Below are 15,886 nucleotides of genomic sequence, written 5' to 3' on the forward strand. Positions count from 1 at the left end.
GCAGCGGAATGATCCGGTGCTTCCGCCGTGTCCGCCCTGCCCGGTGACTCCTGGTTCAGCGGCCCGTCCGCCGGCTTGTTCACCGGCCCTGCCCCGAAGCCTGGCGCAGGTGTCCCAATTCCTCCCCGAGATCCGCGATCTTCCTGTCCTTGGCGGCAAGCTGATCCCGCAGTTCATCCAGCACCTGGTCCACCTGGTCCATCCGGTAGCCGCGCAGTCCGATCGCGAAGCGGAGGTGGTCGACGTCGGACGGGACGGCATCCTCCGGCAGGAGAACGGGAGGCAGGGATGCCACCGGCTCGTCGAAGCCGTCGTCGTAGGGCTGCGCTTCTCCCCGGCCCCGGCCTCGGCGGGAGAGTCTCGACGCGGCACCGGTGCCCAGCAGGACGGCGACGCCGATCAGCACGATCGCCAGGAAAATCAGGAAAAAGCTCACCACCCCATCGTGCCAGAAGCCGGCTGGGTAGTCGGTACGCCGGCTTACCCAGCCGGGTTCGCTTTCGCCCGCGTGCCGCCTTCGCGGTTGTTGCCGCCGCCGTTTGTGCCGCGGGTGGTGCCGCTGCTGGTGCTGCTGTTGGTGCCGCTGTTGCTGGCCGGCGCGCCGCCGGTCGGGTTCCGGTGCCGGGCCGCCCCCTCCACCACGAGTTCCACGGCGAGCGCCGGATCGTCCACCACCTGAATCAGGTCAAGGTCCTCCTCCGACACCATGCCCTCGGAGACCAGCGTGTTCTGGATCCATTCGACCAGCGGGCTCCAGAACGCGGTTCCGACGAGCACGATCGGGAAGGATGTCACCTTCCGGGTCTGGACCAGGACCATCGCCTCGAAGAGCTCGTCCAGGGTTCCGAGCCCGCCCGGCAGCACGATGAAGCCTTGGGCGTATTTCACGAACATGGTTTTGCGGGCGAAGAAATAGCGGAAGTTGATGCCCAGGTCCACCCACTGGTTCATGCCCTGTTCGAAGGGCAGCTCGATGCCGAGCCCCACGGACACCCCGTTTCCCTGGACGGCGCCCTTGTTCGCGGCTTCCATGGACCCCGGGCCGCCGCCGGTGATCACGGCCAGGCCCGCTTCCGCGAGTTTCCGGCCCACCTCGACGCCGAGTTCGTAGTTGGGGCTGCCCGGCACGGTCCGGGCCGAGCCGAAGACACTGACCGCCGGGCCCAGGTCGGCGAGTGCGCCGAAACCTTCCACGAACTCGCTCTGGATCCTCAGGACGCGCCACGGGTCGGTGTGCACGAACTGCCCGGGACCTTTCGTGTCCAGCAGGGTCTGGTCGGACATGGTGACCTTGGCCTGCTTTCGCCGCAGCTCCAGCGGGCCTTTGTGGCGTATCCCGTTGACAGGCGGCGCGTCGCGCCTTTCGGTTGCCGGCTTTCCACTGGGGTCCTGGCCTGGGCTGTGCTTCGGATCGGTACTCATGCCCACAGGGTAGCGCGGAATTCCGTGGGTTCCCGGCGGCGCGTGGCGCGCCGCCGGACGCCGCTGCCGCGCGCTGGAGGCCGCCGCAGGCAGTCTGACCTGCAGGTATCTCTTGAATCACGATCTGCAGGAACTGGGGGTGATTGCGGTCATGAACCGCTAATGTTCGCTAGATTCTTCTTATGACTACTCAAGTGCCCGGCGATGCGCTCGTCTCCCTGAATGCCGTGAACAAGCACTACGGCCAGTTGCACGTACTGAAGGACATCAACCTGAATGTCCGCAAGGGCGAGGTTGTGGTTGTCATCGGGCCGTCGGGCTCGGGTAAATCGACGCTCTGCCGCGCCATCAACCGTCTCGAGACCATCGACGACGGCGTCATCAAGATCGACGGCAAAGAGCTGCCTGAAGAAGGCAAGGAACTTGCCAAGCTCCGGGCCGACGTCGGGATGGTGTTCCAGTCGTTCAACCTCTTCGCCCACAAAACGATCCTTGAGAACGTCACGCTCGGACCTATCAAGGTCAAGGGCGTCTCCAAGACCGAGGCGGACAAGGACGGCATGGCTCTCCTGGAGCGCGTCGGCGTCGGACATCAGGCCCCCAAGTTGCCGGCCCAGCTCTCCGGCGGCCAGCAGCAGCGCGTGGCCATTGCCCGCGCCCTGGCCATGAAGCCGAAGGTCATGCTCTTCGATGAGCCCACATCCGCGCTGGACCCCGAAATGATCAACGAAGTCCTCGACGTCATGATCCAGCTGGCCAAGGAAGGCATGACCATGATCGTGGTCACCCACGAGATGGGCTTCGCCCGGAAGGCCGCACACCGCGTCGTGTTCATGGACGAGGGCCAGATCGTGGAGGACGCAAAGCCTGAGGAGTTCTTCACCAATCCCAAGAGCAGCCGGGCGAAGGACTTCCTGTCCAAATTGCTGACCCACTGAGCCCCTGACGAGTTCGCACCCTTGGCCGCCGCGAGGTGGCCATCCAATGAAAGGAATGTCATGAAGGCATTTTTGACCCGAAGGAAATCTCTTCTGGTTGCCGCATCCGCAGCTCTGGCCCTCAGCCTGAGCGCCTGCGGCGGCAGCGGTACCGGCACCACCAGCAACCCCCCCGTTGCCGAGAAGCCGACGTTCGCTGCTGGCAGCACCATGGCTAAACTCTCCTCCGCCGGAACCATCAAGATCGGCACCAAGTACGACCAGCCGCTGTTCGGCCAAGTGGGCCTGGACGGAAAGCCTGTTGGCTTTGACGTCGAGATGGGCAAGCTCATCGCCGCGAAGCTCGGAATTGCCGCCGACAAGATCGAATGGTCTGAAACTGTTTCGGCCAACCGCGAACCGTTCATTGAGCAGGGCAAGGTGGACCTTGTCATCGCCACATACACCATCAACGACAAGCGCAAGCAGGTTGTCAGCTTTGCCGGCCCGTATTACGAGGCCGGCCAGGCTCTGATGGTCAACAAGGACAACACGTCCATCACCAAGCCGGAGGACGTCAAGGGCAAGAAGGTCTGCTCAGTGACCGGCTCCACCCCGGCAGCCACCATCGTGGAGAAGTACGGAGCAGAACTCGTTCCGGCTGCGACCTACTCCGCCTGCCTTGAGCCGCTCCGCAACAAGCAGGTTGAGGCGGTCACCACAGACAACGTGATCCTCGCCGGATTTGTGGACAAGGAGCCGGATGCCTTCAAGCTGGCATCCGACCAGACCTTCACCAAGGAGCCGTACGGCATCGGCCTGAAGAAGGACGACACCGAGTTCCGCAACTGGATCAACGACCAGCTGGAAGCCTTCGCGAAGGACGGGTCCTACAAGAAGGCCTGGGAAGCCACCGCCGGCACCGTCATCAAGACAGCCCCGGATCTCCCTGCCATCAACCGCTACTAGGTAGCCACGGCGGCTTCCGGGGAATTCGTTGAACGAGTTCCCCGGAAGCCGCCAGCCTGCTTTTTGACCCCCTGCGCCCAGAGCCGAAGGATCCTATGGAAGTCATCATTGAAAACCTCCCCCTTTATTGGGAAGGCCTTCTCCGCACCCTTTTCCTGTCCGTCGTCTCCGGGATCATCGCCCTTATCCTCGGAACACTCCTGGCGGCAGCCCGCGTTTCCCCCGTTGCGGCCCTCCGGGGATTCAGCACCGTCTACGTGGAAATCCTCCGGAACACTCCACTGACCATTGCCTTCTTCTTCGCAGCGATCGTCCTGCCCCGCCTCGGCGTGACATTCCAGCAGTTCGAGGTCGCAGCAATCATCGCCCTCAGCGCCTATACAGCGGCCTTCATTGCTGAAGCCGTACGTTCAGGCGTTAACAGCGTCCCGCTCGGCCAGGCTGAGGCCGCGCGCAGCATCGGCATGAACTTCGGCCAGGTCCTGAATCTCATCATCCTGCCGCAGGCGCTTCGGACCGTGATCCCGCCGCTGATCAACATCCTGATTGCCCTCGTCAAGAACTCCTCCGTCGCCGGCGCGTTCTTTGTCCTGGAACTGTTCGGCTACGGCCGCCAAATGGCCAACGCCAACGGTGACCAGGTCATGGCAGTACTCCTCGGCGTAGCGTTCTTCTATCTGCTCCTCACCATTCCGCTGGGCATCCTTGCCAGCACGGTGGAACGAAAGGTGGCGATTGCCCGATGACTTCAGTCCTCTACGACGTTCCCGGCCCCAAAGCGCGCCGGGTCTCGCTGATCGCTTCCGTGGTTGGAACCGTGCTGATCCTGGGACTTCTGGCATGGATCGTGATGACCCTCGCCCAGCAGGGCATTTTTGAAGGTCGCCGCTGGGCGATCTTCACGCGGGGCGACGTCTGGAAACTGCTCGGCAATGGCCTCGGCGCCACGCTCAGTGCCGCCGCCCTCGCCGCAGTGATCGCGTTCCCCCTCGGCCTGATGTTCTGCCTGCTTCGCATCTCGCTGGTCGCCTGGATCCGGATTCCCGCCCGCGTGGTCCTGGAATTCCTGCGCGGCATGCCGGTTGTCCTGATGATGCTCTTCGTTCTGCTGGTATTCGGGACGAGTTCCTTCGTCGCAGTGGTGACGGGGCTCGTCCTCTACAACACCGCTATCTTCGCGGAGATCATCCGTGCCGGCATCCAATCACTGCCGAAGGGACAGCGAGAGGCGGGCCTGACCATCGGCCTGACCAGTTTCCAGTCCCGGATGCTCATCGAGCTGCCGCAGGCTGTCCGCCGCATGATGCCGTCGCTGGTCGCCCAACTGGTGGTGCTCCTGAAGGACACCTCCCTGGGCTACATCGTGGCGTACGGCGAACTTCTGCGCGCAGTGCAGGTCATGGCGGACTTCCTCGGGAACGCGTTCCTGTTCCCCATCTTCTTTGTGGCGGCCGCCATCTACATTGTGATCAACATCTGCGTTTCCCGAATTGCCATCTGGATCGAGCGCCGCGGGTCCAATAAAACCGCTGGCGGCGTGGCAAAGGCTGAAGCTGCAGCCGTGGAGGCCTCCGCGAAGTAGCCCTGGATATACAAAGGCCCGGATCCGCCAGGATCCGGGCCTTTCGTTTTGGACAGGTCAAGCCGCGAGCCAGCTCCGCAGCGCCCGCAGGCATTCACGGATCGCATCGGCATCGACGTGCTCATTGTCCCTGTGCGCCAGCAACGGGTCTCCTGGCCCGAAGTTCACCGCCGGGATGCCCAGTTCGCTGAAGCGCGCGACGTCGGTCCAGCCGTATTTCGGTTTCGGCTCGGCCCCCACGGCGGCCACAAAGGACGCGGCGGCCGGGTGGTTCAGCCCGGGACGCGCACCGGCAGCGGCGTCGGTGCGGACGACGTCGAACCCTGCCAGCAGCTCCCGCACATGGTCCTCCGCCTCATCCGGCGTCTTGTCCGGGGCGAAGCGGTAGTTGATTTCGACGACGCAGCGGTCCGGAATGACGTTGCCAGCGGTGCCGCCGTTAATTTTCACCGCGTTGAGGCTTTCCCGGTAGTCCAGCCCGTCCACGTTGATGGTCCGCGGCTGGTACGCGGCCAGCCTGGCCAGGATCGGTGCCGCCGCGTGGATCGCGTTGCTGCCCATCCACGCACGCGCGGAGTGCGCTGCCTCGCCCACCGTGGTGGCCTCAAAACGGCTGGTGCCGTTGCAGCCGCCCTCCACCGTTCCGTCCGTGGGCTCCAGCAGGATCGCGAAATCCCCGCCCAGCAGGCTGCCGTGGTTGCGGACCAGCCGGCCGAGCCCGCTCTTGACGGCCTCGACTTCCTCGTGATCGTAGAAGACGAAGGTGACGTCCCTGGCCGGCTCCGCGCCGCCGTCGAATATTGTGGCCGCCAGCGCCAGCTGCACCGCGACGCCGCCCTTCATGTCGGTGGCGCCCCGGCCGTAGAGGATGCCCTCGCCGGGGGCGCCGGATGGCCAGTAGGAGGGAACGGAGCCCAGGGATCCGTCCGTGGCGGGCAACGGCACGGTGTCGAGATGTCCGGCCAGGATCACGCGTTCGCGGCGGCCGAGGTTGGTGCGGGCGATGATCGAGTCGCCGTCGCGGACCAGTTCCAGCTGCGGCACCGAGCGGAGGGCATGCTCCACGGCGTCAGCCAGCTCCGTTTCGTTGCCGGACACGCTGTTGATATCGATCAGTGCGGCGGTCAGCAGCGCAACATCCTGGCGGAGGTCAAGGTGGGGGTCAAGGTGGGCGGCACGGGGGCGGGGGTTCTGGGCGGTGGATTCCGGGGCAGTCACGGTTCCACTTTATCCGCTGCCCTCCCCAACTAGATCGCAGTTGTTGTCGTTTGGCGCGCTCCAAACGACAACAACTGCCGGTCACTTGGGCGTCTTGAGTTTCAGCCACTGCGGGCGCCCTCTATAGACTTGATGCATGACTGAGACCGCTTCTTCTGCTGTGCCCGCCGACGCCCGCTCCGACGCCCGCTCCGACGCCCGCTCCGACGCCCGCTCTGCCTATGGCTTTGGTGTCGCCACCGTTTCCACCCGCAACGGCGCGGCCACCGTACTGGACGTGTGGTTCCCGGCGCCGGCCCTCGGCATTGCGGCGGAGCACCTCCGCGACGCCGCCAACGCGGACCAGAGCCTCAGCGACATTGCGGCCAACGGCAGTGACGCGGACCGCGGCACGGAGCAGAAGGTCGTCTTCGTCCAGATCCACCTCGACGAGGCACCGGCTGATACGGCCGACGCCTATCTGCGCCTCCACCTGCTCTCCCACCGGCTCGTCCAGCCGAACAGCATCAACCTCGACGGCATCTTCGGCAAGCTCCCCAACGTGGTGTGGACCAACTTCGGGCCGGCCGCGGTCGAGGACTTCGAGCTGACCCGCGCGCGGCTGCGCAAGCGCGGCGCCGTGACGGTCTACGGGGTGGACAAGTTCCCGCGGATGGTGGACTACGTCATCCCCTCCGGCGTGCGGATCGCCGACGCCGACAGGGTCCGGCTCGGCGCGCACCTGGCCGAAGGCACCACGGTCATGCATGAGGGCTTCGTCAACTTCAATGCCGGGACGCTCGGCACCTCCATGGTCGAAGGCCGTATCTCCGCCGGTGTGGTCGCCGGTGACGGGTCCGACGTCGGCGGCGGCGCCTCGATCATGGGCACCCTGTCCGGCGGCGGCAAGGAAAAGATCGCCCTCGGCGAGCGGGTGCTGCTGGGCGCCAACTCCGGCGTGGGCATCAGCATCGGCGACGACTCCGTGGTCGAAGCCGGCCTGTACGTCACGGCCGGCACCCGGGTCCGCCTCGTCGGGCCCAGGGACGACGACGGTGAGGACACCAGCCGGATCGTCAAGGCCGTCGAGCTTTCCGGCGTCCCCAATCTGCTGTTCCGCCGCAACTCGTCCACCGGCGAGGTTGAGGTCCTCCCCCGCAAGGGGCAGACTGTCGAACTCAATGAGGCCCTGCACGCCAACTAGGGTGGTGACGGCGAGCCGAACGGCTCACGAGTGGACTGGCCTGCGGGCCTGAGGGGAAGTTACGTGGCACGCAGAGGCAGTTGGCGGCGGCGGATAGTGCTGCTGCTGGCCGTTGCGATGGCCGCCGGCGGGGTCTACACGGCGGTGGCGTTCATCGACCGCTCGGAAACGCTGATCACCGAACGCTGCACCGCGGTGGGCGGCGGCGACACCGCACTTGCCACCGACCAGGCAGCGAACGCCGCCCTCATCACCGCGGTTGCCGTCCGGCGGGGGCTGCCCGCCCGGGCCGCCAGCGTCGCGCTGGCCACGGCCATGCAGGAATCCAAGCTGCGGAACATCGGCCACGGCGACCAGGCCGGCCCCGACTCCCGCGGGCTCTTCCAGCAGCGGCCGTCGCAGGGCTGGGGCACCGCAGAGCAGGTCATCGACCCGTACCACGCGAGCAACGCTTTCTATGATGCGCTGGTGCAAGTCTCCGGCTACCAGTCGCTGGAGATCACCGATGCCGCACAACAGGTCCAGCGCTCTGCCTACCCGGCCGCCTACGCCCAGCACGAGGCGATGGCCCGCGCCTTCGCCTCCGCGCTGAGCGGCCAGACCGCCGCCGGCCTGGACTGCACGCTGCGCGCTCCGGACGCGGCCGGAGACCCCGCTGCCGTGCAGGTGCGGCTGTCCGCGGCCTTCGGCAATCTCCCGGTTTCCGCGGAGGGCGGCACACTGCTGGTCGAGGCCGGGGGCGCGCAGGCCTGGGCGGTGGCGCAGTGGGCCGTTGCCAACGCGAAAGGGCTGTCCATCGCCGAGGTCCGGGCGGACGGCCGCGGCTGGACCCGGGACGCCCGCAACGGCTGGCGGCCAGCCGATGTTCCGGCCGGACAGGTCAGGATGACGCTCGCCGGGGCTCCGCCGCGCTAGCCAGCCCGGACCGGATCACACCAGCAGGTCCACCACGGGCTGCACGTAACTGCGGAACAGTTCAGGCTCGGACAGCAGCTCGCGGCTCATGATGATCTTGTCCGGCTCCAGGTACCACGCCCGCGGCTCCGCCAGCGGCAGCTCGATGATGGTCAGGCTGAAATCACGGGCGGCACGGCCCACCTCCAGCAGCCTGTCCTCCACCATGTCGGCCAGTAACTGCACACCGCCGCCGGCTTCGCGCTCCGCCTCGAGGGCAACGTACTCGCCGCGCCGTTCCCTGGCCCAGGACAATGCCGCGCCAAAGTGCGCCTGCAGCACGCGCCGCAGTGCTGGGGAATTGCTGAAGGCACGGAAGCCGGGCGGCCCCAGTTCGGGCGACATCTCCGGATGCGCTTTGAGGAGCTGCTCCCACCACGCCTCCCACTCGGTCTTGAGCGCGCTGAGACCGCCCGCTTCCGCGATGAGGTGGGTGTGGTCCGAGGGCCGGATTTTGGGTGCCACATGGCAAAGTGCCGGCTGCCCAGCGCTGTTCAGGCCGGCGGCGTCGCGCACGTAAAGCGCAATGAGCATGGGTCCCGAAGTGTCCATGGTGATCCGCCAGCCAGGTCCGCCTGTGTGGTGCATCCGATTGCCTCCCTTGGCAAGACGTACTATTCCAGTGTATTCCTCAAGCTAACGCAGGTTAATGGCGGGCAACTTGCTTGCCAGGCCCGCCAGATGGGCCTCCAGAACGTCCCGGCACATCTGGGCAGTCATCCACTCGGGCTGCAACAGTGCGTGCATGGTAAGCCCGTCCAGCGTGGCGAGCAACCTTTCGGCCTCGATGACCAGCCTCTCCTGCACCGCTTCCGCCTCGCTTGGATTCTGCGGACCGTGCCCGCCAGCGGCGGTGGAAAGCTCCAGCACGAGCCGGCCCACCACCGCGGCCACGGCTCGGTGGCTGCGGTCTGCTTCCGGCGCCAGGAACGGCCTCGTCCTGGCTGCATTCTTGAAGGCCATCCAGACACACGCGTCGACGGCCCGCTCCTGGTCCAGCGGCAGGAATTCACCCAGCAGGGTTAATACGCCCTGGTGGTGGTCCGCCGTTCCCGGCATCAGCCCGCCAAGCCGTTCGTCGGCTGCCGCAAGCCGGCCGACGATCCGGTCCACGACGACGCCGAAGGAGTGGGCGAGAAGGTCATCGCTGCTGGCGAAGTAGTGCCGGACCGATCCGACTGCGAGGTCCGCCGCGTCGGCAACTTCCCGCAGTGACGCCCGTTCGAGTCCGTCTGCTGCAACGATCCGGAAAACCGCTTCGACCACTTCCTGGCGCCGTAATGCGGCGTCGACAAATTTGGGCATTAGTCCTTTTTAGCACCTATGCGCCCGCACGACGGCGGGGCACACCGGCCGCGGCAAGGCCTGCCTCCGCAAGAGCGGTACGGGGCGTGCGATAGCCTAAGACACATGAGAATTCTGGTTACTGGCGGCACCGGTTACATCGGTTCGCACACCGTACTGTCCCTGCAGGAAGCCGGCCATGAAGTGGTGGTGATCGACAACCTGGTGAACTCCAGCGAGGAAGCCCTGCGCCGGGTCGCGGAGCTCAGCGGCACCGCCGCGGTCTTCCACCACGTGGACCTGGTGGACGAGGCCGCCGTCGACGCCGTCTTCGCCGAACACCCGATCGACGCCGTCATCCACTTCGCCGGGCTCAAGGCCGTCGGCGAATCCGTCCGCGAACCCCTGCGGTACTACCACAACAACCTCACCGGCACGCTGAACCTGCTCCGCGTGATGGACCGACACGACGTCCGCTCCATCGTCTTCAGCTCCTCCGCCACGGTCTACGGCGAGCACAACCCCAGCCCGTACCTGGAGAAGATGGAGATCGGCGCGAACAACCCCTACGGCCGGACCAAGGAACAGATCGAGGACATCCTCGCGGACCTCGGCGCCGCCGACCCCCGCTGGCACATCGCGCTGCTGCGCTACTTCAACCCGGTGGGCGCGCACTCCTCGGGCCGGATCGGCGAGGACCCGCAGGGCATCCCGAACAACCTCGTCCCGTTCATCGCCCAGGTCGCCGTGGGCCGGCGCGAGAAGCTGATGGTCTTCGGCGGCGACTACGACACCCCGGACGGGACCTGCCAGCGCGACTACATCCACGTCGTCGACCTCGCCGAAGGGCACGTCGCCGCGCTGGGGCACATCGCCGGCCGGGCCGGGGTGTACCGTTGGAACCTCGGCTCCGGCACCGGCTCCTCCGTGCTGGAAGTGCTGCGCGCCTTCGAAAAAGCCGCCGGCAAGACCATCCCGTACGAGATCACCGCCCGCCGGCCCGGGGACCTGCCCGCCTTCTGGGCTGACGCCTCCTCCGCCCTGGCCGACCTCAGCTGGTCCGCCACCCGCACCGTCGACGAAATGTGCGAAGACCACTGGCGCTGGCAAAAAAACAACCCCCAGGGCTACAACGCCTGACGGGTACCGCTGAGAAGTAACGACGCCGGCCGCGCCCCTCTTGAGGAGCGCGGCCGGCGTCGTACTGCTGTTGTCAGTGCACTACACCGAAGGGTAGTTGCGCTCCGGCTCGCCGATGTAGAGCTGCCGCGGGCGGCCGATCTTGGTGTTGGGATCGCCGATCATTTCGCGCCACTGGGCAATCCAGCCCGGCAGGCGGCCGATCGCGAAGAGCACGGTGAACATCTTCTCGGGGAAGCCCATGGCCTTGTAGATCAGGCCGGTGTAGAAGTCCACGTTTGGGTAGAGCTTGCGCTGGATGAAGTAGTCATCGTTCAGGGCCTTCTCTTCGAGGCGCATGGCAATGTCCAACAGCTCGTCGTTGCCGCCGAGTTTGCTGAGGATCTCGTGGGCCGTGGCCTTGACGATCTTGGCGCGCGGATCGTAGTTCTTGTAGACGCGGTGCCCGAAGCCCATGAGGCGCACGCCGTCTTCCTTGTTCTTGACCTTCTCCATGTAGTCCTCGGGCTTGGTGCCGTCGGCCTGGATCTGGCGCAGCATCTTGAGCACGGCCTCGTTGGCGCCGCCGTGGGCGGGGCCGAAGAGGGCGTTGATGCCGGCGGACACGGAGGCGAAAAGGTTGGCGTTGGAGGAACCGACCAGCCGGACCGTGGAGGTCGAACAGTTCTGCTCGTGGTCCGCGTGCAGGATGAGGAGGAGATCCAGCGCCTTGGCGATGACCGGGTCCACCTCGTACTGCTCGGCCGGCAGGCCGAAGCTCAGGCGCAGGAAGTTTTCCACAAGATTCATGGAGTTGTCCGGGTACAGCATGGGCTGACCGATGCTCTTCTTCAGGGCATAGGCGGCGATGACCGGCATCTTCGCCATCAGCCGGATGGTGGACAGCTCCACCTGCTCCGCGTTGAACGGGTCCAGCGAGTCCTGGTAGAACGTGGACAGCGCGGACACGGCCGAGGACAGCACCGGCATCGGGTGGGCGTCCCGCGGGAAGCCGCCGAAGAAGCCCTTGAGCTCCTCGTGCAGCAGCGTGTGGTGGCGGATGTTCTGGTCGAACGCTTCCAGCTCGGTCGGGGTGGGGAGGTTGCCGTAGATCAGCAGGTAGGAAACTTCCAGGAAGCTGGAATGCTGGGCGAGCTGCTCGATCGGGTACCCGCGGTAGCGCAGGATTCCTGCGTCGCCGTCGATGTAGGTGATGGCCGATGTGGTGGCGGCGGTGTTCATGAAACCGGGGTCAAAGACAACGGCGCCAGTCTGCTTGAGCAGCTTGGAAACGTCGTAACCTTCGTTTCCTTCGACAACCTTGATGCGCGGGAGCTCGAGCTCGCCGCCGGCATAGCGCAAGGTTGCGCTGGTGTTCTCAGTCATGGAGTCTCCTCATGAGGCGTCGGGGCCTCTGTGTAGAAAGCTGGTCCAACCTCTGGTGAATCGGCCTGCGGAACCTGTCCGGAGACGGATTTCAAAGGCTGCGCTGCCTTCTTGTGGAAAGCCACCATTGATAGTCAGTTAAAAAGTACCGGCACTTCGCGGGTGGCACTAATCCGCGGGCGCCCGGAACTGCCTAAAACGGGCCAGTTGTGGCACGTGTCACAGCATTGTTACGGCCGGCGGCCAGCCGTGCCGCTGCGGCGTCTATCCGCTCATCCGTTGCGGTCAACGCGACCCGGACGAACCCGTTGCCGGCGTCCCCGTAGAAGACCCCGGGCCCGACGACGATTCCCCGGTCCGCCAGCCGGCCCAAAGTGTGCCACGTGTCCTCGCCGGCGGTGGCCCACAGATACAGCCCGGCCCGGGACTCATGGATCGTCAGTCCGAAGCCTTCCAGCGCCGGTATGATCCGTTCGCGGCGCCCCCGGTAGAGGTCCTTCTGCGTCTGGACGTGCGCGTCGTCGCCGAGGGCCACCCGCATGGCCTCCTGCACCGGGTACGGGACGATCATGCCGGCGTGTTTGCGGCTGTTGACCAGGTTCGCCATGATGGCCGGATCTCCGGCGACGAAGGCGGCGCGGTAGCCGGCGATGTTGGACTGCTTGCTCAGCGAGTACACCGCCAGCAGGCCTTCGTGCGAACCGTCGGCGACCTCGGGATCGAGGATGCTGGGCACCGGGGTGCCGCCGCGCTGTACGTCCCATTCGCCCCAGCCGAGTTCGGCGTAGCATTCGTCCGAGGCCACCACGGCCCCGAGATCACGGGCCTGGGCGACGATGCGTTTGAGTGATGCTTTGTCCCGCACGCTGCCGGTGGGGTTGGCCGGGGAGTTGACCCAGACCAGGCGGACGCCTGCTCGGGTGGCGGGGTCGAGCTCGTCGAGGTCGTCCGCGGCGATCGGTTCGGCGCCGGCGAAGGTGGCGCCGATGTCGTACGTGGGGTAGGCGACGGTGGGCCGCACCACGACGTCGCCCGCTTTGAGACCGAGCAGAAACGGCAGCCAGGCGACGAGTTCCTTGGAGCCCACCGTGGGCATGACGTTCTGCGGATCCAGGCCGGGCACGCCGCGGCGGCGGTCAAACCACGCCGCGATGGCGTCGCGCAGGGCCGGGGTGCCGTGGACCGTGGGATAACCGGGGGCGTTGGCCGCGGCCCGGAGCGCGTCCCGCACCACCTCCGGCGTCGGATCCACCGGGGTCCCGATGGAGAGGTTGGCGGCTCCCCCGGGGTGTTCGGCTGCCCTGGCAAGGTACGGCGCCAGGGCCTCCCACGGGTAGTCGGGCAGGCTGAGGCCGAAACTGCGCAACGCGGATGTCACCGGAGCGTCCGCCCTAGCTTTCTTGGTTCTGCGGCGGCAGGGCGGCAATCATGGGGTGGTCCGTGTGCGTGTTGCCGATCTTCGCGGCACCGCCCGGAGAACCCAGAACGTCAAAGAACTCGACGTTGGCCTTGTAGTAGTCCGCCCATTCCTCCGGGGTGTCGTCCTCGTAGTAGATCGCCTCCACGGGGCAGACCGGCTCACACGCACCGCAGTCCACGCACTCGTCCGGGTGGATGTACAGCGAACGCTCACCTTCGTAGATGCAATCGACGGGGCACTCTTCAATACATGCCTTGTCCTTGACATCTACACACGGCTGCGCGATTACGTACGTCACGTCCCTGGCCTCTCCACGTTGGTTCCGGCGACCGGCCGGAGGTTGCTCCGGCCTGAGCGCCGGACTGCTGACTTCTGAGCCTATTATCTCCCAGCCCGTTCCCGCGAACCTAGCCGGACGTCACACTGGGCCGGGTCGTTGCGTGAACTGGTCCTAGGATGAACTGGTGAGTTCGCCAATGCCCGTGCCGCAAAAGTTCCTTACGGGTGCCCGGCTGGGCACCCGCGTCGTGGTCCGGTACCGGATCGAGGGCGGCCTGACGGATGCGCTCGGCGAGCTGGTGGGACAGGCTGACGGCGAGTGCACCGTCCGCACCCGGCACGCCGACGTCGTGATTCCGCTGGCGCTCGTGGTGGCCGCGAAGGAAGTCCCGCCCGCCCCGCCGCGCCGCGCCCCGCGGTAGCCCGGCTCTGGCCCTGCCCTGACCCGGCCCGCTGGCCACACCCGGAGGCCTGACCAGTGGACATGCTCTCCCCTGGCCACCCGCTGAGCACACCCGGAGACCTGACCGGTGGACATGCTCTCCCCTGGTGGCGGGCGATGGACATTTCAGCAATTTGTCCATCCCTGGCCGCAAGAGTGGGACATGTCCAGTGGTCCTGACCGTGAACGTGGGACATGTCCATGGTGGGATTCGAGAACTGGACATGCACTGCGGATGGCGCAGGGCTGCGGGGGGACATGTCCAGTGCTACGCGGCGGCGGAGAGCCTGTTCAGCGTGTCCCGGACCAGGGCGATGAACTCCTGCGGATGATTCTTGAGCAGGGGATAGCTCACCACCAGGGTCGGGATTCCCAGCCTGGTGGTCACGTTCCACCGCCGGCGGTCTTCCTCGAAGCTTTCCTTGTCCATATGGAAGCCTGCACCGTCGGTCTCGATGCCGAGGCGCCCGTCGACCATGAGGTCGAGATGCCCCATGCCCGGGATATTGACCTGCGATTCGACGTGGAATCCAGCGCGCCGCAGCTGGAATCTGGCCAGGCACTCGATGATGGACTGCGACTGCGGGACGATCCCTGCCACGATACGTCGCTCCCGCGCGTCGTTCCGGCCTGCCAGCCGGCGGCGCAGCGCCGCGAGAGGGAGGCCCTTCAGCACGACGGCGGATTCGGCGATGACCAGTCCGTCGAGTTCCGGCAGGCACCGCAGGCTCTGCACAACCGAGTCCAACAGGGTCGGCGGTGCGGGCGATCTGTGGCAGACGAAGCCCGGATAGTTACGGCTGTGCGGCATCGCGACATGCGGCTGCGCCGGTGGCTCCAAGACCCACAGCCCCTGCAACTGGGCCGCGCTGACGCAGCCAGGCTCCGCCGGCAGGGAGCGGATAGAGACCAGCCCGGCATCCGCGGCGGGAAGCGCGTACACGCCGCGGGCCACCCGGAAAACGGCGCCGCTGGCCATGGCGGTCTTGAGCTGGAAATCCGATACCCCCGCGGCGGCGAGGTGTTTGGCGCGGGCCACGCCGTCGTAATTCACGAGAACCTCAACAATGTTGACCATGCGGCTATCGTGCGTGCGGAAGGGGCCGCAAAAACAGCTCACTCCCCCGCTATGTGGATATACGCATGTGCTATTTGCCAAGCCTGCGCGGAGCATGTCCAGCGGTCAGCAGTGGACATGTCCCCTGTCCCGGGCGAAGGACGGACATACGGCCATTATGTCCATCCTCGCGGCTGGAGAATGGGCATGTCCCCCGGGGGGATCGGGAAAGCAGGCTCCGGACGCTACCCCGCTACCCCTTCGCGGCGCGGTAACGCCGGCACCAGACGAGCACCGCGAGGGTGACAACGGCGGTGCCGAAGATCCAGAGATTCCCGGCGGTGTCGGCGATCACGAGGCGTTTTCCGTTCTCCAGGGTGGACCACCAGCCGGTAAGGGCGTAGCAGAGAACCCCGCAGACCGCCGTCGGGACGCTCGAACGGAAGGCCGCCCCGAGCCACAGCTGGACGGAGCCCACCAGCACAAGCGCGGCGACGGCACCCCAGGGAACGTCGACGCCGGAGATCAGGACGCCGTGCCCGTGCAGGGCGGTACCCGCCAGGGCAACAAAAAGAGCTGCCGGCACGGCGGCGGCAACACCGCCTGCCATGCCGGCAGCTCTCTTATTCACGAGTTATCCGTTGCCGAGGCCAG

Annotated in this window: 18 protein-coding genes; 8 read left to right on the forward strand and 10 right to left on the reverse strand. The window is 66.2% G+C overall.

Annotation, left to right across the window (positions count from 1 at the left end):
- Nucleotides 1–79: 79 nt before the first annotated feature.
- Together ABIB26_RS16205 and ABIB26_RS16210 are read right to left on the reverse strand one after the other, a co-directional pair.
- Nucleotides 80–436: a DivIVA domain-containing protein gene (locus ABIB26_RS16205; protein ID WP_354245268.1), complete on the reverse strand. Its 357-nt coding sequence runs from the start codon at nucleotides 434–436 to the stop codon at nucleotides 80–82.
- A 44-nt stretch (nucleotides 437–480) separates the two neighbouring features.
- On the reverse strand, nucleotides 481–1,422 hold the full coding sequence (locus ABIB26_RS16210) for an LOG family protein (RefSeq protein WP_502913691.1): 942 nt from the start codon (nucleotides 1,420–1,422) through the stop codon (nucleotides 481–483).
- Nucleotides 1,423–1,604: 182 nt separating this feature from the next.
- On the opposite strand from ABIB26_RS16210, the gene ABIB26_RS16215 reads away from it, so the two are divergent.
- The 4 genes from ABIB26_RS16215 (at nucleotide 1,605) to ABIB26_RS16230 (ending at nucleotide 4,890) form a co-directional block, all read left to right on the forward strand.
- The gene (locus tag ABIB26_RS16215) at nucleotides 1,605–2,360 is read left to right on the forward strand and encodes an amino acid ABC transporter ATP-binding protein (protein WP_354245272.1); all 756 of its coding nucleotides are present in this window, start codon (nucleotides 1,605–1,607) and stop codon (nucleotides 2,358–2,360) included.
- Between the two features lie 60 nt (nucleotides 2,361–2,420).
- Complete coding sequence (locus tag ABIB26_RS16220) at nucleotides 2,421–3,308, forward strand: glutamate ABC transporter substrate-binding protein (protein ID WP_354245274.1); 888 nt, start codon at nucleotides 2,421–2,423, stop codon at nucleotides 3,306–3,308.
- Between the two features lie 95 nt (nucleotides 3,309–3,403).
- Nucleotides 3,404–4,054 carry an amino acid ABC transporter permease gene (locus ABIB26_RS16225; RefSeq protein WP_056343998.1) on the forward strand — a complete coding sequence of 217 codons (651 nt, stop codon included), beginning with the start codon at nucleotides 3,404–3,406 and terminating at the stop codon, nucleotides 4,052–4,054.
- Nucleotides 4,051–4,890, forward strand: a complete 840-nt coding sequence (locus ABIB26_RS16230; protein WP_354245277.1) for an amino acid ABC transporter permease — start codon at nucleotides 4,051–4,053, stop codon at nucleotides 4,888–4,890. The genes ABIB26_RS16225 and ABIB26_RS16230 overlap by 4 nt, the downstream gene beginning before the upstream one ends.
- A gap of 57 nt (nucleotides 4,891–4,947) precedes the next feature.
- Here ABIB26_RS16230 and dapE read toward each other — a convergent pair whose 3' ends face one another.
- Nucleotides 4,948–6,021 (reverse strand): succinyl-diaminopimelate desuccinylase, encoded by a 1,074-nt coding sequence (gene dapE, locus ABIB26_RS16235; RefSeq protein WP_502913693.1) that lies wholly within the window; start codon nucleotides 6,019–6,021, stop codon nucleotides 4,948–4,950.
- Between the two features lie 223 nt (nucleotides 6,022–6,244).
- On the opposite strand from dapE, the gene dapD reads away from it, so the two are divergent.
- Both dapD and ABIB26_RS16245 read left to right on the forward strand, forming a co-directional pair.
- A complete protein-coding gene (gene dapD, locus ABIB26_RS16240) occupies nucleotides 6,245–7,291 on the forward strand; it encodes a 2,3,4,5-tetrahydropyridine-2,6-dicarboxylate N-succinyltransferase (protein ID WP_354245282.1) in 1,047 nt (348 codons plus the stop codon).
- 63 nt (nucleotides 7,292–7,354) lie between these two features.
- Entirely contained in the window at nucleotides 7,355–8,206 is an 852-nt protein-coding gene (locus tag ABIB26_RS16245) for a hypothetical protein (RefSeq protein ID WP_502913692.1), read from the forward strand.
- Nucleotides 8,207–8,221: 15 nt separating this feature from the next.
- On the opposite strand, the gene ABIB26_RS16250 is transcribed toward ABIB26_RS16245, so the two are convergent.
- A complete protein-coding gene (locus tag ABIB26_RS16250; protein WP_354245284.1) occupies nucleotides 8,222–8,833 on the reverse strand; it encodes a hypothetical protein in 612 nt (203 codons plus the stop codon).
- Between the two features lie 48 nt (nucleotides 8,834–8,881).
- Complete coding sequence (locus ABIB26_RS16255; RefSeq protein ID WP_354245286.1) at nucleotides 8,882–9,550, reverse strand: TetR/AcrR family transcriptional regulator; 669 nt, start codon at nucleotides 9,548–9,550, stop codon at nucleotides 8,882–8,884.
- 105 nt (nucleotides 9,551–9,655) lie between these two features.
- Here ABIB26_RS16255 and galE point away from each other — a divergent pair, with 105 nt between their 5' ends.
- Nucleotides 9,656–10,669: a UDP-glucose 4-epimerase GalE gene (gene galE / locus ABIB26_RS16260; protein ID WP_354245288.1), complete on the forward strand. Its 1,014-nt coding sequence runs from the start codon at nucleotides 9,656–9,658 to the stop codon at nucleotides 10,667–10,669.
- 81 nt (nucleotides 10,670–10,750) lie between these two features.
- Here galE and ABIB26_RS16265 read toward each other — a convergent pair whose 3' ends face one another.
- From ABIB26_RS16265 to fdxA, 3 genes are all read right to left on the reverse strand, one after another.
- Complete coding sequence (locus ABIB26_RS16265; RefSeq protein WP_354245290.1) at nucleotides 10,751–12,034, reverse strand: citrate synthase; 1,284 nt, start codon at nucleotides 12,032–12,034, stop codon at nucleotides 10,751–10,753.
- Nucleotides 12,035–12,227: 193 nt separating this feature from the next.
- Nucleotides 12,228–13,412, reverse strand: a complete 1,185-nt coding sequence (gene dapC / locus ABIB26_RS16270; protein WP_354245292.1) for a succinyldiaminopimelate transaminase — start codon at nucleotides 13,410–13,412, stop codon at nucleotides 12,228–12,230.
- A gap of 13 nt (nucleotides 13,413–13,425) precedes the next feature.
- Nucleotides 13,426–13,752, reverse strand: a complete 327-nt coding sequence (fdxA, locus tag ABIB26_RS16275) for a ferredoxin (protein ID WP_354184727.1) — start codon at nucleotides 13,750–13,752, stop codon at nucleotides 13,426–13,428.
- A 166-nt stretch (nucleotides 13,753–13,918) separates the two neighbouring features.
- Here fdxA and ABIB26_RS16280 point away from each other — a divergent pair, with 166 nt between their 5' ends.
- On the forward strand, nucleotides 13,919–14,155 hold the full coding sequence (locus ABIB26_RS16280; RefSeq protein ID WP_354245294.1) for a putative acetyltransferase: 237 nt from the start codon (nucleotides 13,919–13,921) through the stop codon (nucleotides 14,153–14,155).
- 288 nt (nucleotides 14,156–14,443) lie between these two features.
- On the opposite strand, the gene ABIB26_RS16285 is transcribed toward ABIB26_RS16280, so the two are convergent.
- On the reverse strand, nucleotides 14,444–15,253 hold the full coding sequence (locus ABIB26_RS16285) for a type IV toxin-antitoxin system AbiEi family antitoxin domain-containing protein (protein WP_354245297.1): 810 nt from the start codon (nucleotides 15,251–15,253) through the stop codon (nucleotides 14,444–14,446).
- A 232-nt stretch (nucleotides 15,254–15,485) separates the two neighbouring features.
- A complete protein-coding gene (locus ABIB26_RS16290; RefSeq protein ID WP_354245300.1) occupies nucleotides 15,486–15,863 on the reverse strand; it encodes a hypothetical protein in 378 nt (125 codons plus the stop codon).
- Nucleotides 15,864–15,886 lie beyond the last annotated feature (23 nt).

Origin of the sequence: Arthrobacter sp. UYEF20 (genome assembly GCF_040546335.1) — a bacterium.
GTDB lineage: Bacteria > Actinomycetota > Actinomycetes > Actinomycetales > Micrococcaceae > Arthrobacter.

What these genes read in the sequence shown, in the direction of transcription:
- ABIB26_RS16285 (WP_354245297.1), bottom strand. Translation starts at nt 15,253, where the DNA reads ATGGTCAACATTGTTGAGGTTCTCGTGAATTACGACGGCGTGGCCCGC.
- dapD (WP_354245282.1), top strand. Translation starts at nt 6,245, where the DNA reads ATGACTGAGACCGCTTCTTCTGCTGTGCCCGCCGACGCCCGCTCCGAC.
- ABIB26_RS16250 (WP_354245284.1), bottom strand. Translation starts at nt 8,833, where the DNA reads ATGCACCACACAGGCGGACCTGGCTGGCGGATCACCATGGACACTTCG.
- ABIB26_RS16265 (WP_354245290.1), bottom strand. Translation starts at nt 12,034, where the DNA reads ATGACTGAGAACACCAGCGCAACCTTGCGCTATGCCGGCGGCGAGCTC.
- ABIB26_RS16230 (WP_354245277.1), top strand. Translation starts at nt 4,051, where the DNA reads ATGACTTCAGTCCTCTACGACGTTCCCGGCCCCAAAGCGCGCCGGGTC.
- galE (WP_354245288.1), top strand. Translation starts at nt 9,656, where the DNA reads ATGAGAATTCTGGTTACTGGCGGCACCGGTTACATCGGTTCGCACACC.
- ABIB26_RS16210 (WP_502913691.1), bottom strand. Translation starts at nt 1,422, where the DNA reads ATGAGTACCGATCCGAAGCACAGCCCAGGCCAGGACCCCAGTGGAAAG.
- ABIB26_RS16255 (WP_354245286.1), bottom strand. Translation starts at nt 9,550, where the DNA reads ATGCCCAAATTTGTCGACGCCGCATTACGGCGCCAGGAAGTGGTCGAA.
- ABIB26_RS16225 (WP_056343998.1), top strand. Translation starts at nt 3,404, where the DNA reads ATGGAAGTCATCATTGAAAACCTCCCCCTTTATTGGGAAGGCCTTCTC.
- ABIB26_RS16220 (WP_354245274.1), top strand. Translation starts at nt 2,421, where the DNA reads ATGAAGGCATTTTTGACCCGAAGGAAATCTCTTCTGGTTGCCGCATCC.
- ABIB26_RS16215 (WP_354245272.1), top strand. Translation starts at nt 1,605, where the DNA reads ATGACTACTCAAGTGCCCGGCGATGCGCTCGTCTCCCTGAATGCCGTG.